The organism is Paraburkholderia sp. BL25I1N1, assembly GCF_003002025.1.
In the GTDB taxonomy this organism is placed as follows: domain Bacteria; phylum Pseudomonadota; class Gammaproteobacteria; order Burkholderiales; family Burkholderiaceae; genus Paraburkholderia.
In genome coordinates this window covers 12,781-34,628 of sequence record NZ_PVZB01000044.1, presented here as the reverse complement: position 1 = coordinate 34,628, position 21,848 = coordinate 12,781, and the positions used below count along the sequence as shown (strand labels likewise).

Genomic DNA, 21,848 nt, shown 5'->3' with positions numbered 1-21,848 from the left:
GGATCAATATAATGAATAGCAAGAAGGCGCGTGTTGGCATTGTTATCGTAACCTTCAATTCAGCGGAGGTGTTCGCGCTTGCGATCGAGAGTCTGATCAAGACCCGCAGCGATACGGAATTCGTAGTGGCCGCGATCGATAACGCATCCCGGCCGGCCGAGCGTGCCGCCGTGCAGGCCACGTTCGAACACGCCGTCGCCGAGCACGGCTTGCAAGGCAAATTCTTTCAGCAAGATAAGAACCTCGGCTTTTCCGGTGGCAATAACATCGGCATCCAGTACTGCCTCGCGGATTCGACGATCACGCATATCTGCCTGCTCAATAGCGACGTCATCGTCACCGACCATTGGCTGGACTATCTCGTCGCGGCGGGTAAGGATGCGATCGGCCCGCTGACCAACGCGTCGAACAATGAGCAGGGCATTCCCATTCCCTATCATCTCGGCGACCGCAACAGACTGGGTGAAGGCAGCGCCGCGCTCGATATGCCGGTGCTCACGGAGTTCGCGATTCGCCGGCGCGAAGGCTGGCTCGGCCTGACCGTCGACAGCGACTTCCTGAGTTACTACTGCGTGCTGTTTTCGCGGGAGTTGATCGAAAGCGTCGGAACGCTCGACGAACGCTTCTTTCCAGGCGCTTACGAAGACGACGACCACTGCGTCCGCATCTTGCAAGGCGGATTCAAAATGTACGTGGCGCGCGATGTGTATATCCATCACTGGGGCTCGGCTTCGTTCGGCAAGCTGGACGTGGTGGAGGCGCAAGGATTCGCCGCGCAGAACCGCGCGCGCTTCGAAGAGAAGCATGGCCGCGCATGGCTGGACCGCACGCGCCTGTCCGTGACCGCCTGGATGCAGGATTCGTTGTTTGCGATTGCCTCGCCGAAACGGTTTCCGATTCACCTCGAAACGCATCACCTGTACGCACGCCAGATGCGCACGCTCGTGGAAGGCCTCGAAGCCTATTCGAAGCACTTGGGTGGCGAAATCGCGCGCAGGCAGACTGAGCAGTTGAACGATCTGCGTTCGCTGGTGATGGGGCGGCATGTCGACCAACCCGCGTCGGTGGCGTCGCTGTTGCCCGCGATCAACAGCCTGGATACGGACATCGAGCTATACCTGTCGGCGGACGGCCAGAGTGCGTCGCCGGAAGCCGTGCAGCGCATGAAGGTTCGATTCGAGTCGTTCGCCGATGAACTGGATGCGCTGGTCGCCCGGACGTCGGGCATGGCTCGCGAGCTGACCGCGATGCAAGCCGCCAAGTCGCAGGACAAGCCGCTCAGCCTCAAGCAACGCGTGACGAACCGGCTGGCTCGCGCGGCGCAGTTCCCCACCTCGAAGGTGAGCCGCCTCGTGCGCGGATACGAATTGTTGCAGCTACTCCGGCACGGCGACGGAATTCTTTTCTTCGCGCCGTATCCGACCAAAGAGCGCGAGCGCGACGGCTATTTCCAGCGCGTCAAAGCGATCGATTCGCTGTTCCCTTCGAAACACCGGGTGTATTGCGATGTGCGGGATCACGTGGAGGCCAAGCCCTTTATCGAAAGGGCGGCGCACAACGCCTGGGTGCTGAATATCCACCTGAGGTCGCGCAATCAGCGCCGGGTCGTCGCGCTGCTGGCGCGCCGCTTCAAACGCGTTTATTTCCACAGCGTCTTGCGCATGCCGAATGCGGCGGCGGAAGCGGCGCTTCGCGCGCCGGGTTTGAAGTGGGTCCTCGACGTGCACGGTGTCGTGCCCGAAGAGTTTCGGATGCACAATGATTTCTTCTCCGCGCGCATCCATGACGATTGTGAGCGCATGGCGGTGGAAAAAGCGAGCCGTGTGATCGTCGTGTCGCAGGCCATGGGCAACTATCTCGCGCACAAGTACCGCGAGTTGCTGCGCGCGAAAGTGATCGTGTTGCCGATCTTCGCACTGGAAGAAGGAAGCGAAGGGGCGCGGCCCTACAAGGATGGCCGGCCCACGGTCATTTATGCCGGTGGTACGCAGAAATGGCAAAACGTACCCGCCATGATGAACGTGGTCGCACGCGCACTGGACCATGCCGACTGGTGGATGTACACGCCGGATGTCGAGGTGATGAGAAACGCGGCGGCGCCCGAGGTTCAAAACCACCCGAACTTCCATGTGGCCAGCGCGACGCGTGCCGAGCTCAACGAGGTGTACCAGCAGTGCCATTTCGGCTTCATTCTGCGCGACGACATGGTGGTGAACCACGTGTCCTGTCCGACGAAGTTGATCGAGTACCTGGCGTTCGGCATCGTGCCCATCGTGGACACGCCCAACATCGGCGACTTCAATACGTACGGCATGCGTTACGTGAGCGTCGAGGATTTTGCCAAGGGGCTGATTCCGGACGCGGCCACGCGCATGGAGATGGCCGCGCACAATCGGACCATCTGCGAGCGGCTGGTCGAGCAGAAGGCCACGGGCGAGAAGGAACTCATCGAGGCGCTGACCTAGTCGGCTAACCGGGGCCGCCGCGCACGAGAGGCGGGCGGCTCCCGATCACAGCTTTGTGTAAAGCTGTTCATCAACAAAGAGAGTGGTCTTGGACGATATAGCTATCCACGTTCGCGATTTGAGCAAGCGTTACGAACTTTATGCGAAGCCTCACCATCGGCTGGCGCAGATGCTGCTTCGTGGGCGTCGGCAGTTTTTCGGCGAATTCTGGCCGCTGCGCAACATCTCATTCAACGTGAAGAAGGGCGAAGCGGTGGGTATCGTGGGCCGTAACGGCGCCGGTAAATCGACGCTGCTGCAGATCATCGCCGGCGTCCTCTCGCCCACCCAGGGCGACGTGGAAGTGCATGGCCGGGTCGCGGCCCTGCTGGAGCTGGGCAGCGGTTTCAATCCGGAGTTTACCGGCCGCGAGAACGCCTATCTGAACGGCTCGATTCTTGGCCTGACGCGCAAGGAAATGGACGCGGCGATGCCGGAGATCATCCGCTTCGCGGCGATCGGCGATTTCTTCGACCAACCCGTCAAGCACTACTCGAGCGGGATGATGGTGCGCGTTGCCTTTGCAGTGCAGGTGCAACTGAACCCGGATGTGCTGATCGTCGACGAGGCACTGGCCGTGGGCGACGCGCTGTTCCAGAAGCGCTGCTATCAGCGCATTCGCCAGCTGCGCGATCGTGGCGTCGCGATTCTCTTCGTGTCGCACGACATCGAGTCGGTCCGCACGTTTACCGACCGCGCGATTTTGCTCCACCACGGCGAGGTGATGGCCTCCGGGCCTTCCGGTGAAGTCGTGCTGGCCTATCGCAAACTGCTGCACGACGAGGAAAACCTCGCCAAGCAGAAGGAAATCGCCGAGCACAAGCAGGCGCTCAAGGCGAACACCGCACCGGTGGTCGCGGCGCCCGTCGAGTCGCCGCAGTTGACGGCGCCCGCCGCGACAGCCGAACCGCTCGAAGCCGCCGCCGCCGAAGGGCATCTCGGGCAAGCCGTGTCGAACGTCGCGGACGCAACGGACCAGCAGGAAACGGAGGCGCGCAACGAAGGCGGCAAGTTCGAATTCGGCAGCCTCGAAGCGATGATTACAGACGTCTCCGTGCTGGACGGCGCGGGCGAGCAATGCACCACGTTCTATACCGGCGATACGATCAAGATCGTGGTGAAATTCTCGATCCGTGAGGACATGGACAAGCTCTATGTCAATCTGCGTATCCGCAACAAGGAAGGCATCAAGATGTACTCCTGGGGCACGTTCAACCAGGACGCTGAACTGATCGCCGGCAAGCAGGACGGCTTCATTTTCTGGAACCGCAAATTCCGCGCGGGCGAAGAGCATTCCGTCGTCTTCACGATGGACCGCTGCGCGCTAGGCGAAAACTTCTACGAAGTGCAAGCCTCGCTGATCCACCAGGAGTCGATGAACTTCTCCGATCAGGCGATCTTGCACTGGATCGACGAGGCCGCGTTCTTCATGGTCCGCGCGCGCGTCGACACGCATTTCTTCGGCGGCGTGTGCGATCTGCACATGCGCGCCGAACTTGAAGCACCCACCGGCGAAGCCTCGTAAGTCAACGCGCGTCAGGCGCAACCATCTGGACGACTGACCTTCTTCGACAAAACGGCTCGCCGTACAAAACCTTGGTATCGACTGTATGACCGTGTTTTCAAGCCACGATGTGCGAGCATGCTTGCGCCAGTGCGTCACCTGTTTCGGACACGGCAGGATCCTGTACATCGGCGCGCATGCCGCTGATGCGCTCGACTTTCTGCTGGCCGCCGGAACCGATCCGTATGCGCTTTCGCTCGACGCGGATGGCGGCGCGCAAGCCGATCATCGGTTCGTGCCCGACCGGCTCGAAGCGGCGTCCGTGACGGCGCCCGCTCTCGACATTGCCCGGCGTGAATCGTTCGACGCGGCGATCGTGGTTCTTCCGCCGGACAGCCTGGCCGCCGAAGCGGCAACGTGGCTCAAGCTGATTGCGGACGCGGGGATCAGGAACGTCGCGCTGGTGACGCCGGTCGCGCAGAACGGGACCGACGCTGCCTCAGCCGGCGAGGCCAAAAAACAGGCCTTCGAACTTGGCTTTCGCATTCACGCGCGCTTGACCTTCGCGCGGCTGACTCGTCCGCTGCCGCCGGTGGGCGGCTACGAAGTCTGCGCGTTCGAGCGTGCCGCGAACGCGTCGACGGAACAAAGCTCGGCACCCGCCGAAGATATCTTGCGGCATACCGACCCGGCGTCGCAAACCGCAGTCGCTGAGTTCACGCAGATCGACGGTTTCGTTCGAGCCGGCGACGCCGTTCTCGTGCTGGACAATACGGCCGGCAGCGGCGCTTACGTCGTTGCGCAGAACTCGGCCGCGCGCCACGTGCTCGGCATCGTGCCGGAGGCGTCGCGGTGCGGTTATGCGTCGGCTCAATATGGCGTTGCCGGCCGCGTCGATTTCAAGCCGTGGGCCAGCGAGGCCTTGCATGAGCTTGCGAGCCATTCATTCGACGTGGTGATTTGCCGCGACGTTCGCCGCTTCGCGCCGCTCGACTGGCCGCGGCTTGCCGACATCGTGCGGCCGGGCGGCCGGTTGATTCTGGGCCTCCAGGCGCCGCAGAGGACGGGCGACGCGTCCGTCGAATTACAGTCGCCGATCGAACTGCTGCGCTCCAGTGCCGGTTCGACCCATGCAAGCTGGCTGCCGGAATGTGCGTTTATTTCGCCTCCAGGTGTGCCGTCGGACGTCGCCTGGCGCAAGATGGCACTCGACGAGCCCCTCTTGGCCAGCGACGGTCATGTGATCGTCGTCTCGATGCGTGATCCTGTCGGTGCGGATGCGTCGGCTTTTGTCGATACGATGTACCAGCACGCCGATTCGCCGGCGTTCAATGTATTGCCGGACGGACGCGGCATGGTGAATCCATGGCTCTTCAGGAGCATGGTGACCATCGGCACGCGCATGAACAACGATGCCGAACTGGGCAGCTTGCAAGCGCGCGTCCTGGAGCAGGCGCCGCACGACACCGCCGACTATGGCGCCGCGCTTTGCGGCCACGCGTATCGCGTGCTTGCCGCGCGAGCCTCGACGGATACGGTGCGCACTTGCGTGGCGGAAATTCAGGCGTACCTGGATTCGGATAAGAAGGACGCACAACATCTGCGCTGGTCGATCTCGCAGAGTTATGTGGCCGCGAAACTGTTGCAGGCGATAGGCGATCTGGAAGGTGCCGAGGCTTGGGCGTTGAGGTGCGCCGCGATGGACCCGGTTCCGTTCAGTCCGCTGCTGGCAACCAAGACGGTTGCGGCGCTCGATCTGGCGGCCAGCTTTGCCGTAGGCCGCCGCGACTATGAGGCCGCGCGCCAGTATCTCCAGCGGGCGGTGCAGGAAGTCCAACGGGTTCTGTCGGGCGACTGGGTGAACATTCTCGGCGACACGGCGAAGCCGCTGGGCTTCGGCTTGCCGGAAGTATCGCAACTGGCCGAATTAGGCGCACGGTGCGCTTACCTTCTGAATTATCTGGCCGATGCCGAGTATCGGCCCGGCCTGGTGTGGCGCGAACACCGAGGATTTTACGAGCGCGTGTTCGAAGTGAAGGACACCCAGATCGAAGCCTTGCTGGACCGCAACGCCTTCCTGTACGTCGAAACACAGCGTCTGGAGGATGTCGCCCGACACATGCAAGGCGAAGCCGACCGGCTGGAAGGCGTCATCCGGAACATGCAAGGCGAAGCCGAGCGGCTGGAAGGCGTCATCCGGCAAGGCAAAGATGAGGAGGCTCGCCTTGAGGGCTTGATTCAGGCGGGCAGGATCGAGGCAGACCGCCTCGAAGGCGTGATTAGAGAGAAGGATCGCGAAGTGGCTGCTCTCAAACAGGCTGCTGCTGCAGACGAAGCAGAAAAGGCTCGTCTTGCGCTTGCACTCAAGGAACAGGTGCTCACCAGCGAGGCGCTGCGCGTCGCCGTTGCGCGAACCTTGAAGGCCAGGTTCCTGCGCGCGGCTCGTGGGCTTTCGCGGCGGTTTGGCATGACGGGCCGCACCCGCCAGCCCGCACCGGCCGCTCCACCTCCCGCGCCGGTCCCGACTCCCGTCAAGCGCTTCCCCAATGCGCCATTGTTGCTGAACGAACGGCGCGTCGCGCAATGGCTCGCGCAGTTCGACGCGGATGCGCCGCATTGGGCGTCCAGTCAGGCGCTCGCGTCAGTCTTGCCTGCAAGCGAGCGTGGTGCGGGCGATCTGAATGCAGATGACACGCAACTGAAAATCATCGCCGCCGCCGATTTGCGGTCTTTGGGACCGCAGGCGCCTGGCGTGGTGATCGTCGTCGTGTTCAAGGCCGGCGACAATCCGTACGCGTTGCGCAGCGACGTCTACGACCATGTGGACTTGTGTATTGCACTCGACCATCACGTGTTCCTTGGGCTGGCGTTGCTTCACCCCATGGTGATCGAAGCGACACCCGCGAATGTCGTTGACTCCGCGCGCCGTTTCTGGAAAGCGATCAATAGCACGCAGCCGCTGACCGTGCCGGACGCTGCCGCCTTCAACCCGCCAGTCGCGCCGGTCGTGATGCTGCAGGTCGACAGCTTCATGGTCGGCGGTCTGGAACGTGTCGTCTTCGACTTGCTGGACCGTTTGGGCAAGGCGGGCTTTCAACCCATGCTCGGCTTCACGAGCGAAATCGCGCCCGAGGCCGAGGCTGAACTCAAGGAGCGCCAGTTCGACTACGTGCGCCTGCCAGGCGATCCCGCCGAGCTTCGCGCAGTGCTGCTCGAGCGGAAGGTGGCGCTCGTCAATGCTCACTATTCGCTGTCGCTCAGCGAGGTCTGCGCTTCGCTGAAGATACCGTTCGTCCAGACCGTGCATAACATGTACATGTGGCTCGACGCCGCGGGCAAGGAACAGTGGCGTCGCGTGGACGAGGTGACGGACGCTTATATCTGCGTGTCGGCCAATGTCGCGATGTTCGCCGATGTGAACCTGCGCCTGAGCGCGGACCGCATGATCGTCGTGCCGAACGGCTGCGACTCGGGCAGCGCGATGCCCTTGCTCGAGCCGGAGCGCGACCTCGCGCTGCGCGAGGAACTCGGATTTCCGGCGGATAGTCCGGTCTTCGTCAATGTCGCCTCGATCAACCCGGTGAAGGGTCAGGGTCTGTTGATCGACGCGTTTGCGATCGCGCATGCGAAGCGGCCCGACATCCGTCTCGTGATCCTCGGCAAGCATTCGGATGCCGGCTACGCCGCGCGGCTCCAGGAGCGCATTGCGCATCACGGGCTGCAAGGGGTGGTGTCGATGCCCGGCTATCGGTCCGACGTCTATCGATTCGTCGATCTGGCGCGCGCGGTCGTGATGCCGTCCTTTACCGAAGGCTGGAGTCTGGCGATATCGGAGACGCTTCAGCGCAACGCGCCGGTCATCGCCACCGATGTGGGCGGCGCCCGCGAACAGTTGATTGGCGAGGCAAGCACCGTGATTCGCGCCTATCGTGACGACTGGTCGACACTGGACGGCGCCGAGTTCTATCAGGCCATCGCCAACGAGTGGGAACTGCACGCGGTTCGCGACGAACTGGCCAGAACGATGGTCGAGCACGCCGAGCGGCCGGTGCGCCAGCCGCGCGAGAGTTTGCAGCAGTCGTTCCAGTCGATGACACCGACGGAAGCCTACACGCGGCACGCCGAGATTTTCGCGGCCATCCTGACTCGCACGAACGCCGATTGCGTTCGCTACGCGTCGTATCTGCCTCAGCGTCAAAGCCGTTACTTCAAGTTGACCGATGCGCGGCCCGAAGTGGTCTGAAGCTGCCGGTTTCAAAGGATATCTACCATGGCAAAGAAAAAAGTAGTGGTGTTTGCCGGCACACGGCCGGAAGCGATCAAGGTGATCTCGGTGGTGCAGGCGCTGCGCGCGGCGCCCGACGATTTCGACGTGTGCCTGTGCTCGGTCGGACAGCATCGGGAAATGTTGATGCAGGCTTTCGCGGACTTCGGCGTGACGCCGGACGCGAGTCTGGATGTGATGTCGCAGAATCAGTCGCTGGCGGGGCTGAGCGCGCGTCTCTTCACCGCGATCGACGAATTCCTCGCCGCGCAGTCGCCCGACATCATCCTCGTGCAGGGCGACACGATGACCGTTCAGGTGGCAGCGTTGACGGCGTTCTATCGTCGCATACGGGTCGGGCACATCGAAGCCGGGTTGCGCAGCCATGACATGGCCGCGCCGTTTCCGGAGGAACTCAATCGACGCGTGGCCTCGCTCGTGACCGATCTCCATTTCGCACCGACGGAACTGTCGAAGAAAAATTTGCTGGCGGAGCAGGTGCCCGCGGAGCAGATCTTCGTGACCGGCAATACCGTGGTGGATGCGCTGTATCTGATGCTCGAGCGCCTGAAGAACGAGCATGTCGAATTGCCGGAGCGTGTCGAGGCCGCACTCGCCGAAGGGCGGCGCATCGTGCTGGTGACGGGGCATCGTCGCGAGAGTTTCGGGCCTGGCTTCGAGAACATCTGCACGGCGTTGCGGACAATCGCCGAGGCGCATCCAGACGTACGTATCGTCTATCCGGTGCATATGAATCCAAAAGTCCGGGAAGTGGTCAACCGCGTGTTGAGCGATCAGCCGGGCGTCTATCTGGAAGAGCCGTTGACCTACAAGCCGTTCCAGCGGCTCATGGCGGCCAGCCACATCATCCTGACCGACTCGGGCGGCATTCAGGAAGAGGGGCCCGCGTTGGGCAAGCCGGTTCTCGTGATGCGCGATGTGACCGAGCGGCCGGAAGGCGTCGAGTCCGGCGTCAACAAACTGGTCGGCACGGACGTGGCCACGATCGTTCGTGAGACGGCGCGTTTGCTCGATGATCCTGCTGCTTATCAAGCAATGTCCGCCGGCAAGAATCCGTTTGGCGATGGGACTGCGGGCAAGCAGATCGTCGCCATTCTGAAATCGAAGTTTGCGCAGTCCTGATTGGCATTTCGCCGGCGGTCGCGGGCCGGGCATCCGTTGAGCTCGCCCGCTTGCGCTTGCGCTTGCGTTCAGCGCGCATTCGGCCGACCGCTGTCAGCGTGGCCATGTGGTATTGATCGATAAAAAATATATGAAATCCAAAGACCGCACCTGGGCAGCGGGGGCGCCCATCACGGCCGGCCCGAATGTACCGGTAATCGATGACAAGGCCTCTAACGGGATCTGGTTGCTAGCCGTCTTCGCAATCGCGCTCGGGCTGACGTTCGCGCGGATGCCGCAACGTCTGACACAAGGCTTCCTGTGGGCGGAGGACGCATCGGTCTTTCTCAAGGGCGGCTACGAGGAAGGCTTCAGGTCGATATTTGCTCCGTACGCGGGCTATCTCCACGCGGTTCCGCGTCTGCTCGTTGCGGCGTATGCATCCGTGGGTTCGCCTGTCCATGCGCCGCTGGTCCTGGCGTGGGTCTGCGCGATCGTGCTGGCCGGCGCTGCAACACTGCTGTTTACTGCCGTGTATCGCCATGTCGGCCGCGTTGCGGCCATGTGCTTCGCGCTTGCGCTGATTGTCGTCCCTCAGGATGGCGAAATATGGCTGACCGTCACCAATCTCCAGTGGATTCTCGGGCCTTTGCTTCTCGTTCTGCTCTGGCGAGAATTCGTGGCCGGACAGGTTTTTCCAGCGCGAGTGTTTTATCTCGACGCGGTGCTGATCGTGCTGCTGGCTCTGACGGGTCCGTTTGGGCTTGTGTTCAGTGTGTTCGTCGTTGGGGCTGCTTTCATCAAGGGGCGGCACGCGTGGACACGCCGCACATGGGGCCTGTTTGTCGCGTACGGTTTGGCACTGACAGCCCAAATGGCGTGCTTGATGCACGCGAGTTCGCAAGGTGGCCTGGTCAAATTCAATCCGGCTGATTTCCACTGGATCAGTTCTTTCCTTCGTTATTTTGTTCTCGATTTTTTAAGTCCAGCTTCGTTGAACGATCAATGGAGCGGTGGCGTGCGTATTTGCCTGTCGCTAATCGCTATCGCATGTTGTGGTTTTGCGCTGTACAAGACGCCCGGCAATTACCGTTTTGCGTGTGCCGCACTTCTTTTTCTCGCTGTCCTGTTCTGGGCACTTGGCATCGCCCGGTTTGGACGCACGGATCTCGCCATGAGATGGTCGATGGGCGGATCGAGATATCTCTACGTGCCGTTCATATTCTGCTTCTGGACATTTGTCATTTGCCTTTCAAAGGCGAATGGCGTTGGTGCCAAATCGGCAGCGGGAGCGCTCCTGCTGCTGGTCTGCATGTCCAGCGCGACTGGCTTTGCGAGCGGAAATTGGCCAGCGACGAATATTACGTCGCTAGTGACCGGTAATGTCGTTTCGTACCGGTTATCGCCTCCACCTGGCGATTTATTCGTGACGACAATCAAACCCGTGCGGTGAGGCCCGTCAAACCTTTGCGTGGCATCGGAAAAATCGACTCGTGATCGCGGCAGATAGCGCCGCGCAAAAGGCTCGCTCCATCAATTGATGTCATGCATTGGGGAGATTCCGCTCCCGCCGAATCGTGGGAAGGGAAAAATGCCGGAAAATCACTGGTAAAATCGTTGTCTCAGAAATAGGCGGCGGGAGAGGCGATTCATGGTGGATTCGGTAAACGCGGGAAAGGACCGAGCGCCGTCGCTGGACATGCTGCGGGGCTATGCGGCCTTGATCGTCGTTTTCGCGCATACCACGGTGGCAGGGCTCTACAAGGTCGAGCCGCTATGGGGATGGCTGAAATGGACTCCCCTGCGTGTTTTATGGGCCGGCCACCAGGCAGTGATCGTGTTCTTCATGCTCAGCGGCTATGCGCTCGCGCATATGTACGGCGAACTGAGGTCGCGCCGTTACCTTACGTTTGCCGCCGCGCGGATCATCCGGCTTTATCCTCCGTTCATTGGATCGCTCGTGGTCGCCGTCGGTCTGTACTGGCTCGTCGGCCGCGCGGGCTATGTCTGGGAGCGCGGCTGGATGTACACAGCGCATCCCGTCCTCGATAAGCAGGTGATCTTCGATCATCTGAAAATGATTGGAAGCTATGACACCGGCGCGATCAATCCGCCGATGTGGTCGATCGTGCATGAAATGAGATGGTCGTTGGCATTCCCGATCATTGCCTTTCTCGTCAACCGTTTTCGATTCAAGGCCGTCATTGCAGCGGTAGTAAGCTCGACGCTCATCGGTATTGCGGCGTTGGCTGGATCGCCTACCCATATTCCCTGGCCGCTTCAGGATGCGCTCCTGACGACGCACTACGGGACATTCTTTGTCATAGGCGCGTGGTTTTATTCGTGTCGTTTTCAGATTGTCGACAAGGTTACTGCATTGCCGGCCAAGTCTCGCACCATGTGGTGGATCGCGGCGTTGGTCCTGTTCTCCTACCCGTTCGACAATCCGTGGAGCATCGGCGGACGCATTTTCGGCGACCTGGGCGTTTCAATCGGCGCATTCCTGTTGATGGCGCTGTCCTTCACCATCAAGGAAGGGCGCGTTTATTCGATTGGACATTGGTTGGGGAAAATCTCCTACAGCCTGTATCTCAACCACTACGTGATACTGAGCGTGTCACTGGTAGTTCTCTATACGCGCTTCGGGCCGGTTCCTGTCTGGATCGCCACGATTTGTGGCGCGCTGGTTCTCGCTTTCGTGATGAACAGGCTGGTCGAAGTGCCGTCGCAAAACTGGGCGCGCGCTTTGCGCCGCCGCTTGTCGCCAAAGGCTGCTGAGCGTTCAGCAAATAGTGCGAACCTTGTTCAACGATAACGATGGCCGAGATTCAGATAGACCCCGTTTCTAGCATTGAGAATGAACTGTCACGACGGCGGTCTTTAGTCGACGGCGCTTTTGTCTTTGTTCTCGCGCTTGTCGTGCTATTTATCCGCATGCACGGCCGGCTGACGCACGGTTATCTATGGGCGGAAGACGCGCCCATTTTCATCAAAGAAGGTTTCGAACTCGGCGCTCGAGCCATCATCACGCCTTATGCAGGATACCTGCATGCGGTGCCGCGTTTGCTGATATATGGCTATACGTGGTTCGGGACAGTTATTTCAACGCCGCATGCGTTTGTCTGGCTGACCACGTCCACCACTCTTGTTTCCTGCCTGTACCTGTATCTGATCGCCGCGCGCTATTTGCCGCGCACCGGCGCCTGGCTGATCGGTCTGTCGCCCGTTCTCATTCCTCACAATGGCGAGGCCTGGTTGACCGTCACGAATCTCCAATGGGTACTCGCGCCCGTGCTTATTGCGATGATCTGGGACAGCGCGCAGCGCACCGACACGAATCGGATTTTCAGCCGTTGTGTCGCTATCGGTCTCCTCTCGCTGACCGGCCCGTTCAGTATTCTGTTTTCGCCCGTTGCCGCGCTGGGCATCGTGGCTCACCTGAAGCGGTCTGGAAAGCGCCTGTGTTGGTTGCCGCTGCTGGTGGTTGTGACCGGCGGCGCGGTTCAACTAGTGACGCTACTGACAAGCCCGCCAAACCATCCGGCAGCCCACGCAGCAAGCGAATATTTGCACTTCGGCTGGCAGGGCGCTTTTTTCCGCTATTTCGTGCTCGACTTCTTACTCGCCGACCGGTGGATCAATGGTTTGGGCAAGGGCATGTTTTATGTTTCATTCGCACTGTTGGCCGCGGTTCTGGCGTGCGTGGCGACTTTGCGCGGCAAATGGCGCAACGTCTGCGTGATAGCGCTCGCGCTCGCCGTCGTGTTCTGGATGCTCGGCGTGGTGCGGAGTGATGCGCCGGAGTTGCCTGTCCGGTGGTCGGGCGTGAGTGCGCGGTACACGTTCTTTCCGCTCGTTCTGTGCATGTGGACGTTCGTGATCGTGGCCGCCAGAAGCAGAATCGCGCTTGCCCGCTACGCCGCTGCGCTGCTCTTATTGCTGATGCTGGTGAATAGCGCCTTGCGATTCAGGGTTCCTTGGTATCCCTATGAAATCGTGTCGGCGCAAGATGGCGTTTTCCTCGTTCATGCGCCACCAGGTGATGTGTTCCGGGCAGAGGTCAAGCCTGCGCGCTGATCGTGTGCGCGGATAGATCGGCTACGTCGCGCCGATCTTTCAGTGCCTGAAGCTCCACCGCTTGTGCCCCACGTAGCTCGTGAACACCGGTACAGCCACGCCGACGGCATGCGCAAGATCGCGCGCATGCCAGGTCATGCCCATCCGCGGAAACACGTAGTACGCCAATCCGACGCTCACGGCCCAGGTCTGCACGACAGCAACGAGATTGACGAGCGTAAAGAAGAACACCGACCGCCCCGTCGACTGCGTGCTCTTCGTGAACACGAACAGCTTCGCGAGAATGAACGCGGTGATCATCCCGGTGATATACGCGACGACAATGGCGGCCGAGTAGGGCATCCACTTGTTATAGACAATCCGGCTGCCCCAGTTGACCGCCGCGGCAAAGCCGCCGGTCAACAGGAACAGCAGAAAGCTCTTCGAGACGAAGGTACGCTTGGCGAGTGCATGAACCCGGGTCATATCATCTTCGCCATCTTGCGCGATAGCCCGATACTCTCCGAGATGCCACGGTCTTCCGGGTAGTAGTAAGACGTATCGGCCACGAGCAGGCCTTCCACCGGCAACTGGATCGGCGGCAGGCGGTCGAGATAACCCGGTTCGCAAATCGGTTGCGCAAAACGATACCGGCTCGCGCGCACGTCGATGAAATCGTCAGGCTTCAATGCCGGATTGATTTTCATCAGATAGCGTTTCACTTTGTCGATGAACGCCGAATCCGGTTCCTGGTACTTCGGATGTTCGCCCGGAATATAGAACGGCACGTAGACGACGTGATGATCGAGCGGTCGCAGATTCGTGTATTCGACAATGCCCGGAATGTCCATCTCCGGATCGTTGGTGTTCAGCCAGAAGTTTTCGGTTACCGGTTTCTTCAGCTTGGCGATAATGCACACCACGGCCACGTTCTTGACGCTGCGGAATGCGTCGAGAATCTCGGTGGGCAGATCCGGCATCACGCGCGGCACATAGGGCAGCGGAATCGTGCTGATGACCTTGTCGAACGGCAGGAACTCACCGTCGGCTTCGATACCCTTGACTTTACCGTTCTCGATCACGACCTTCTGCGCGGGCGTGCCGAGACGAAACTCGCCGCCGTTGGCCTCGATATAACGGCGCATACCTTCCAGCAGCGTATCGGAGCCGCCTTCGAGGTAGCCGAGTTTCTCGTGAAAGAGGTTGTAGCGCGAACGGCCGATGCGGCGAATACGACTCCAGATCCACGCTGCGGACAGGTTGTACGCGTAGTCGTAGAACTTGTAGTCGAACAGCCGCCGCCACAACACTTCCCACGCTTCTTCGCCGATCCAGCGACGAATCCAGCCCGTCGCTTCGACGTGATCGAGCGGCTTCCAGTCGTTGCGCTTGGTCGACAGAAACGCGTGCAGGCCATAGCGGAATTTGGCTTGCAGGCTGAGCCCCTTGAACTTCAGAAGCGCCATGGGGTTGCCCCATGGCTGCACGCGGCCTTGGTAGAAGTAGCCCATCTTCGTTTCGCGCCACTGCATTTTTTCTTCGAGTCCCAGCTCGCGCAGCACCTCAAAGAAAGCGTGATCCGAGATCGCGTGGAAATGGTAGTAACGTTCGATCGAGAGGCCGCCGAAGTCGAAACACGCGGCCATCCCGCCAACCCGGTCGTCTGCTTCGAATATGACCGGCTTGCGCCCGTCCTTGACGAGCTGGTAGGCGGCGCCGAGACCCATCGGTCCGGCGCCGAGTACTGCAATGCGTTGTTCGCTCATAACGTGGCTTGGCTCAAAATTCCAGTGCGATGTGGCTATACGTCGGATCGTTGAAGGTCTCGTCCATGGCCTTTGCGAACGGCGTCGCGCGGATCTTGAAGATGCCTTCCCAGTCGATCACTTCGAATTCGTCGCCGGCCGTCAACGCTTTGAGCTGGTCCGCGGTGAACGGTGGGTTCTTGTCGAAGATGGCATACACCTTCAGCAGCACATAGAAGAGACCATACGGAATTCGCACGATCGCGCACGGTGCGCGAGTGGCGCGCTTGATCTGGCGGATGATGTCGATATAGTCCACGCGTTCGAGGCCGGTGATATTGAACGACTGGCCCTTGATGCGCGACTCGATGCAACTGATGATCACATTGCAGAAGTCGCCGACATAAAGCGGCTGACGCATGTATTTGCCGCTGCCGGGAATCGGGAACACCGGCACGCGATGCATGAAGCGCGACAGCCAGCCCAGGTGCTTGCGGTCGAACCAGCCGAACATCAGCGTGGGCCGCAACACGACGCATTCGATGCCCGAGGCGTGCACGATCTCTTCCTGCTCGCGTTTCGTGTCGGTATAGAAATCCTCGCCCACGGAATTCACCACCGAAGAGCTGATGTGCACGGTGTACGGAATCTGGTTGCGCTTGATCACATCGAGCACGTTCCGCGTGGACGTGATGTTGTTGCGAATGAACGGTTCGATGGTCGGAGCGCCGATCTGTGCCTGCAGCATCACGACGAGATCCGCGCCTTCGAAGTGCTGCTCCCAACCGCCCGGTTCGGCCAGGTCGGCATAAATTGCCGTGACGTCAGGATGGACCTTGCGAAGCACTTCCAGGTTGGCCTTGTGCTTGTCGATCACGACCAGATTGTCGTAGCCGCGCGCTTTGAGGCGCGCAACGAGGTTCTGGCCGACAAGGCCGGCGCCGCCTGGAAGAAGGATGCGGGTTTGGTTCATGCGTTAACTCTTTGAATGGGGCGTTCAGCAACTTTGTAAGGGCTAGATGATACTAGCAAGCCGAGGCGTCTCCAGAAACGGCCTGGAAACCGCCGGCGGCCGCTGCGGGCAGTGTTTATTGAATGGTCGCTGCGGCAGGCAATACTGCGGGCATCGGTTTTTCGGCTTGCAGTGCGCAATACGCACCGGTGGCGGTTTGTCCATCGACTCGTATCCCGCCGCTCGCCGGTGCCTTGAAAAAGGCCGTCCAGCCGCTGTATCGGGCGCTTCGTCCGAATACGTTGCGAACGTCGCCTCGCTCGCCGCCAACGACGCCGGTGCCAAGCGTCATTCCTGTGGCGTCGGTAACGACGATTGCGCGTGGCGTGCGCTTGTCTGCCTGATCGTAAATCCAACCCGTCGCGCGATATATGCCGGGGCTCGTCGTCGCGGAGATGTCGTCGATGCTGCCGGCGCAGGGCGAGGGCGCGTTGACCTGGCTCGGCGGCACCAGATAGTCGGGCTGATCGGGCGCGAATATGGACAGGTGTTCCGCCTCGGCTTGCCGTGCGATGTTCGGCAGAGCATCAGGAAACGGATAGACCGGGCGGATGATCTCAGGATCATAGACATGAGCCCGCAGCGCGAGGCCGGCGACGAAACGTGCGTAAGTCTCGTCACGATCCGCCCGCACGAAGAAGCGTTGACCCGACGCGATGGCCAGGGTGGCGAGTGCGGCGACGAAGACGGCACGCCTCAATTGTTCCGGTGTGCGGCTGTTCAGCGCAGCAAAGAGGATCAGCGCGAGCCAGCCCATCAGCGAGGCGGTCGTATAGCGGGAAGCCAGCGCTGTCTCCAGGCCGAACCAAAGCCGCCCGCTCGCCGTCAGCAACGCATTGCCCGCGATGAACAAGGCAAAGACGAGCAGGGCCACCCCTTGCGGACGATCGGCACCGGCACGCAAGAGTCTGAAGCAGTTTGCCGCGAGCGCCGCCAACACCAGAATACCCGTGACGTAGGCGCCCGCGAGGCCGGTCCTGATCTGAAAGGCCGGCGAGCCCAGATAGAGCAGTACGTAGCGAATCGCAGCAATCGGATGTTCGCGTACGCCGGCGAGCAGATTGCCGCTGCTACCCGGCTTGTGCCAGTCGATGAAATAGGCGAGCCATACGGCAACGGTCACGATCACGATTGCCAGCAGTTCGCGCGGTTTCAGCCGCACGTAAAGTGCCTGCACGATAAGCGCGGGAAGCACCAGTACACCGCTCGACATCGAGTATGCCGCGAGCCACGCACTGACTAACACCACCGTCAGCCAGCCGAGCCGTTTGGCCTGTTCGGCACCGGCATTGGCTTCGGCGGTACGATCGATTGAATGGAACGCAAGCAGCGCAAAGAGATAAACGGCGAACCACTGGCTTTGAAATCCCCATGCGAAGTTTTCCCGCTGCATCCACGAGAAGGCGAATACGAGGATGGCGCCCGCCAGTCCAAAGCGCGTCTGCCGTGTGAGGGTGGGGCGGTAGTGGATCGTGATGCGGAAAAAAGCCGCCGCCAGCGCACCCGCGAGCACCAGGTTGGAAATGAGGGAAAAGACATTTCGGCCGCCGAAATAACGAATGTCGGCGAAAAATATCAATCGCGAGAAAGTCAGGCGATGTTCGTTATGCTGTTCGAAAAACGCGTGCCAGGGATCTTGCGCGGCGCGCATATAGAAGCCAATGGAGCCGTCCCACGAGTCGCCGTATGGCAACGGCGAGAAGTGCTGCCACACCGCGAACACCGTCGTTGCGAACGTGATGACGCCCAGCGCGAATACCGCGTAGTTGCCAGAAGTTTCTCGCCGACTCATCGTCCCGATTTCCCTTTACAGGGACGCCCGCTTGAACAGGAAGCGCGGCACCGAGCGGATGATCAGCATGATGATCGCCCAGAACCAGCGCGTGTAGAGCACGTCCTTGCGCTTCTCAACCGCGCGCACGATATCGCTCGCCACCTGATCAGGCGTCGCGACAAGCGGCCCGGGCAACGGCAAACCGGCTGTCATCGGCGTCGCCACGAAGCCCGGTTTGATGGTCAGAACGTGGACGCCGGCTTTGAACAGCCGTGCATTCAGTCCCTCGCAGAACGCGGAAAGCGCCGCCTTCGCGCTGCCGTACAGATAGTTCGAGGGTCGGCCGCGATCGCCCGCCACCGACGAGATGACCGCCAATGCACCGCGCTTCTGCGCTTCCAGGATGTTGGCAATCGGCGTCAGCAACGCGATCACTGAAACGGCATTGGTGTTGAATTCACGCACGGCCACCGCGGGGTCCGCCTGGCACACGGCCTGGTCCGGCAAGGTGCCGGGCGCGACTAGCACGATATCGAGCGCGCCGAGTTCTCTCTGGCACTGTTCGAGCATGCGCGCATGCAGATCCAGGCGATCGATATCGAGTTGATGACAGGCCGCCAGTTGCGCGCCGCGCGCGGTCAGATCGGCGGCCACCTGCTGAAGACGCTCGCCGTTGCGGGCAACCAGGAAAAAACGTGCGCCCTGGGTGGCCCATTGGCGCGCACAGGCGATGGCGATCGCCGACGTGGCGCCGACGATAAGAATGTTTTTCATGTTCGTGTGGTCCGTTCCCAGAAACGCGAGAGTAACGCGGGGTCGCGCAGCGCTTCGAGTTGCTGCCATTGAGGGTAAGCGGCGCGAAAGTCGGCGCCGGGCATGTGCGCGTCTTTGGCCGGATAGATCCGGCCGCCGGCTTCGCGCACGATGGCATCGAGATTCGCAAAGAGCCGGGTATTCAATGCGTCGCGCTGCGGGAAATCGAGAGCGAGGGACGTGCCTTCCATCGGAAACGACAACAGGCCCGGCGAACGCAAATCACCGCAGCGTTTCAATACGGCGAGAAATGAGCCCGTGCCGCTTTCGGCAATCGCGTCGAGAATCGCGCGGATCGCGTCGCGCGCCGTGGCCGGCGGCACCACGCATTGGTATTGCTGAAAGCCCGCGCGCCCGTAGATTCGATTCCATTCCAGCAAGCTGTCCAGCGGGTAGAAGTAGGCGTCGTAACCGACCTGCGCGACGACTTCGCCGCGCTGCTGCTTCTGATAGTAGAGCTCGTTGAACGCGCGCAACGTGAAGCGGTTGAACACCGGAATCGGCAGCGTGAAGGGGACCGTGCGCTTCTTTCGCCGCGTGACTTCGAGCGGTCCATCCGTCGCATGGTCGCCGGCCATGAAGATACCGCGTCCGAGCGCCGAGCCGCGACTTTGGCAATCCACCCACGCCACACTGTATTCATGCAATGGGTCGAGCCTTTCCGACAACGCGAAGAACTCGTCCAGATCGCCGAAGCGGATGCTGGTCATGTCGATCAGGCTCGAGCGGATCGGCATCAACTGAATCTCCGCCCACAGGATCAGCCCGGTCAGCCCGAGGCCGCCGATCGTGGCGGCGAAAAATTCGGCTTGCTCGTCGGGCGAGCACTCGAACTGTGAGCCGTCGCTGCGCGCCAGCGCGAAGCGGCGCACATGCCGGCCGAAGGTGCCGCGCACATGGTGATTCTTGCCGTGAACGTCGTTGGCAATCGCTCCGCCTAAAGTCGCGTATTTCGTGCCCGGTGTGACCGGCAGCATCCAGCCGCGTGGAATCGCGACGTCGAGTATTTGCTCGAGCGTGACGCCGGGTTCCGCGCGCAACACACCGGTTTGCCAGTCGGCGGCAATCAGCCGGTCGAGCGGCAGCGTTTGCACGACATGGCCGGAGGCGGCGAGGCAACTGTCGCCGTAGCTGCGGCCATTGCCGAAGGCGAGCGTGGTGCCGTGTTCCCCGGCCGCGTCCGACCACGTGGCGCGCGCGGCATCACGCCATGCGATCGCATGCGCTTCCTGCGGTATTGGCGGGTAACGTCCCCATGACAGAACTCGACTCATCGCCTAGATCGCGGCCCAGAAAATCAGGCCGCACAGCACGACGACTGCGAGGCTGACCCGGTCGCGCGCCGCGAAGACAATCGGATCGTCGTGCATCAGACCGCGATGCGCGATGATCCAGGTGCGGCTGACCCAATAGAGCAGCAGCGGACAGGCGAGCCAGATGACTTGCGGATGGCGGTACATGCCGGCGGTTTTCGCGTCCTGAATATAGAGCGCAAGCACGAGCACGGCCAGATAGCCGGACGAGGTTCCAAGCGATGAGATGAGCGACAGGTCGCTCGCCACATAGCCGCGCCCGCGCGTCTTGACGAGGCCGCGCGCTTTCATCGAATGCAGTTCGGCGTAGCGCTTGACGAGCGCGAGGCTCAGGAAGATGAACATCGAGAAGGCGAGCAGCCAGAAGGTCAGTTGCGCGTCGACCGCCGCCGTTCCGGCGATGATGCGCATCGTATACAGCATGGCCAGCACCACCACGTCGACCATCACCTGGCGTTTCAGGAACGTGGAGTACGCCAGCGTCAATACGTAATAGCCGAACAGCGCCGCGCAGAATTGCCAAGGCAGGAAAAACCACGCCGTGACGAACGCGACCACCAGCAAGACAGGAAAGAGCGCGAGTCCCCATGTGAGCGGCAGTGCGCCGGAAGCGAGCGGACGTTTGCGTTTGACGGGGTGATGACGGTCGTCTTCGAGATCGAGCAGGTCGTTGAGCAGATAGACACTTGAGGCGCACAGGCCGAACGTGAGAAACGCCAGCAGAGCAGCGAGAGTCAGTTCAGGGGAAGACAACTTATGTGCGGCCAGCAGCGGCAAGAAGATCAAAAGGTTCTTCAGCCACTGATGCAGGCGCAAGGATTTGGCCCACGTCTTCGTGGCGGGCGGGCGTGATTCGATCACCCGCTCCACATTGCCGATCTTGCGCGCCGCGCGTTCCACCCCGTTGGACGGATTCACCACGTACGCGCGGTCGGCGGATTGCCAGACCGCCAGGTCGTCGTGCGAATTTCCGGCGTAGTCGAAGCCTTTTTCGCCGTACTCGGCGACCAGCGTATCGCGCTTGTTGTGAGCGGACAGGTTGATGCTGCCGTTCGTTGCGAACGTCCTGTCGAAAATGCCGAGATGGGCCGAGATGGCCTGCGCATAACGTTCGTGGCTTGCCGTGGCCAGCACCAGCGAGCGGCCGGCGTCGCGTTCAACCTTCAGCCATTGCAGGACGGTGGCGTCGTAGGGCAGCACGGCGACGTCCACGTTCGTCGCGTCGGCGAGGCCCGCTTTCAAACCCGGCTTGCCGCCGCGCGCGAGCCACAGCAGCGGCTCATAAAAGCGTTGCGGGGCGGCCTTCAGATAGGCAAATCCAGACTCGATCAGGATGTCTGAGCGAATCAATGTGCCGTCGAGGTCGACGACGAGTGGTCTGCTGCGCATTCATTCTGCCCTGAGGGCGGTTGTCAGATTTGTTGAGCGGACGGCTGCCGTCTGTGGCGCTGCGCTGAAGCCCGAATCTCGTCCGGTAACACGCGGCCGGAGTTTGGCGGCGTTACTTTACTATTCTGCGATAACGCGCACAACCTTACAGGTAAAGTGATTGATTCTGAGGCGGAAGACCCGAATCAAAGCGTGTCAAATGGCGCTTAACGGAATCGTATCGGGCGTAACAAAGGGAAAGACGGGTTGCCGAACCGCGAAAATTTGAGCAAACTTCGGGTTTGTTGCGTCTACGCAACGTCGGCTTTCGAAGTGCCCATCCGATGTGCCCACCGAAGTGCCCACGATAAGG

General features: G+C 61.0%; 14 protein-coding genes. 7 read left to right on the top strand and 7 right to left on the bottom strand.

Features of this window, described 5'->3' with window-relative positions:
• Positions 1-11: 11 nt before the first annotated feature.
• The 7 genes from B0G73_RS37930 (at position 12) to B0G73_RS37900 (ending at position 13,471) form a co-directional block, all read left to right on the top strand.
• Positions 12-2,465 carry a glycosyltransferase gene (locus B0G73_RS37930; protein ID WP_106286163.1) on the top strand — a complete coding sequence of 818 codons (2,454 nt, stop codon included), beginning with the start codon at positions 12-14 and terminating at the stop codon, positions 2,463-2,465.
• Between the two features lie 88 nt (positions 2,466-2,553).
• Complete coding sequence (locus B0G73_RS37925) at positions 2,554-4,029, top strand: ABC transporter ATP-binding protein (RefSeq protein WP_374957056.1); 1,476 nt, start codon at positions 2,554-2,556, stop codon at positions 4,027-4,029.
• Positions 4,030-4,114: 85 nt separating this feature from the next.
• Positions 4,115-8,251 (top strand): glycosyltransferase, encoded by a 4,137-nt coding sequence (locus B0G73_RS37920; protein ID WP_106286162.1) that lies wholly within the window; start codon positions 4,115-4,117, stop codon positions 8,249-8,251.
• Positions 8,252-8,278: 27 nt separating this feature from the next.
• Positions 8,279-9,415: a non-hydrolyzing UDP-N-acetylglucosamine 2-epimerase gene (gene wecB / locus B0G73_RS37915; protein WP_106286161.1), complete on the top strand. Its 1,137-nt coding sequence runs from the start codon at positions 8,279-8,281 to the stop codon at positions 9,413-9,415.
• A gap of 130 nt (positions 9,416-9,545) precedes the next feature.
• Positions 9,546-10,847, top strand: coding sequence for a hypothetical protein (locus B0G73_RS37910; protein WP_106286160.1), 1,302 nt, complete (start codon positions 9,546-9,548; stop codon positions 10,845-10,847).
• A 198-nt stretch (positions 10,848-11,045) separates the two neighbouring features.
• Entirely contained in the window at positions 11,046-12,209 is a 1,164-nt protein-coding gene (locus B0G73_RS37905; protein ID WP_106286159.1) for an acyltransferase, read from the top strand.
• A 2-nt stretch (positions 12,210-12,211) separates the two neighbouring features.
• A complete protein-coding gene (locus B0G73_RS37900) occupies positions 12,212-13,471 on the top strand; it encodes a hypothetical protein (RefSeq protein WP_146144282.1) in 1,260 nt (419 codons plus the stop codon).
• 39 nt (positions 13,472-13,510) lie between these two features.
• On the opposite strand, the gene B0G73_RS37895 is transcribed toward B0G73_RS37900, so the two are convergent.
• From B0G73_RS37895 to B0G73_RS37865, 7 genes are all read right to left on the bottom strand, one after another.
• Positions 13,511-13,936, bottom strand: a complete 426-nt coding sequence (locus B0G73_RS37895) for a GtrA family protein (RefSeq protein ID WP_106286157.1) — start codon at positions 13,934-13,936, stop codon at positions 13,511-13,513.
• On the bottom strand, positions 13,933-15,216 hold the full coding sequence (locus B0G73_RS37890; protein WP_106286156.1) for an NAD(P)/FAD-dependent oxidoreductase: 1,284 nt from the start codon (positions 15,214-15,216) through the stop codon (positions 13,933-13,935). Before B0G73_RS37890 ends, B0G73_RS37895 begins: the two co-directional genes overlap by 4 nt.
• 13 nt (positions 15,217-15,229) lie before the next feature.
• A complete protein-coding gene (locus B0G73_RS37885; protein WP_106286155.1) occupies positions 15,230-16,168 on the bottom strand; it encodes an NAD(P)-dependent oxidoreductase in 939 nt (312 codons plus the stop codon).
• A gap of 115 nt (positions 16,169-16,283) precedes the next feature.
• The gene (locus B0G73_RS37880) at positions 16,284-17,999 is read right to left on the bottom strand and encodes a hypothetical protein (protein ID WP_106286154.1); all 1,716 of its coding nucleotides are present in this window, start codon (positions 17,997-17,999) and stop codon (positions 16,284-16,286) included.
• Between the two features lie 15 nt (positions 18,000-18,014).
• Complete coding sequence (locus tag B0G73_RS37875; protein ID WP_106286153.1) at positions 18,015-18,755, bottom strand: SDR family oxidoreductase; 741 nt, start codon at positions 18,753-18,755, stop codon at positions 18,015-18,017.
• Entirely contained in the window at positions 18,752-20,068 is a 1,317-nt protein-coding gene (locus tag B0G73_RS37870; protein ID WP_106286152.1) for an FAD-binding oxidoreductase, read from the bottom strand. Before B0G73_RS37870 ends, B0G73_RS37875 begins: the two co-directional genes overlap by 4 nt.
• 3 nt (positions 20,069-20,071) lie before the next feature.
• Entirely contained in the window at positions 20,072-21,496 is a 1,425-nt protein-coding gene (locus tag B0G73_RS37865; RefSeq protein WP_106286151.1) for a UbiA family prenyltransferase, read from the bottom strand.
• Positions 21,497-21,848 lie beyond the last annotated feature (352 nt).

Excerpts from the sequence above, each read along its gene's own strand:
- wecB (WP_106286161.1), top strand. The coding sequence starts at position 8,279 with ATGGCAAAGAAAAAAGTAGTGGTGTTTGCCGGCACACGGCCGGAAGCG.
- B0G73_RS37885 (WP_106286155.1), bottom strand. The coding sequence starts at position 16,168 with ATGAACCAAACCCGCATCCTTCTTCCAGGCGGCGCCGGCCTTGTCGGC.
- B0G73_RS37880 (WP_106286154.1), bottom strand. The coding sequence starts at position 17,999 with ATGAGTCGGCGAGAAACTTCTGGCAACTACGCGGTATTCGCGCTGGGC.
- B0G73_RS37865 (WP_106286151.1), bottom strand. The coding sequence starts at position 21,496 with ATGCGCAGCAGACCACTCGTCGTCGACCTCGACGGCACATTGATTCGC.
- B0G73_RS37870 (WP_106286152.1), bottom strand. The coding sequence starts at position 20,068 with ATGAGTCGAGTTCTGTCATGGGGACGTTACCCGCCAATACCGCAGGAA.
- B0G73_RS37910 (WP_106286160.1), top strand. The coding sequence starts at position 9,546 with ATGAAATCCAAAGACCGCACCTGGGCAGCGGGGGCGCCCATCACGGCC.
- B0G73_RS37905 (WP_106286159.1), top strand. The coding sequence starts at position 11,046 with ATGGTGGATTCGGTAAACGCGGGAAAGGACCGAGCGCCGTCGCTGGAC.
- B0G73_RS37900 (WP_146144282.1), top strand. The coding sequence starts at position 12,212 with ATGGCCGAGATTCAGATAGACCCCGTTTCTAGCATTGAGAATGAACTG.
- B0G73_RS37875 (WP_106286153.1), bottom strand. The coding sequence starts at position 18,755 with ATGAAAAACATTCTTATCGTCGGCGCCACGTCGGCGATCGCCATCGCC.
- B0G73_RS37920 (WP_106286162.1), top strand. The coding sequence starts at position 4,115 with ATGACCGTGTTTTCAAGCCACGATGTGCGAGCATGCTTGCGCCAGTGC.
- B0G73_RS37895 (WP_106286157.1), bottom strand. The coding sequence starts at position 13,936 with ATGACCCGGGTTCATGCACTCGCCAAGCGTACCTTCGTCTCGAAGAGC.
- B0G73_RS37930 (WP_106286163.1), top strand. The coding sequence starts at position 12 with ATGAATAGCAAGAAGGCGCGTGTTGGCATTGTTATCGTAACCTTCAAT.
- B0G73_RS37890 (WP_106286156.1), bottom strand. The coding sequence starts at position 15,216 with ATGAGCGAACAACGCATTGCAGTACTCGGCGCCGGACCGATGGGTCTC.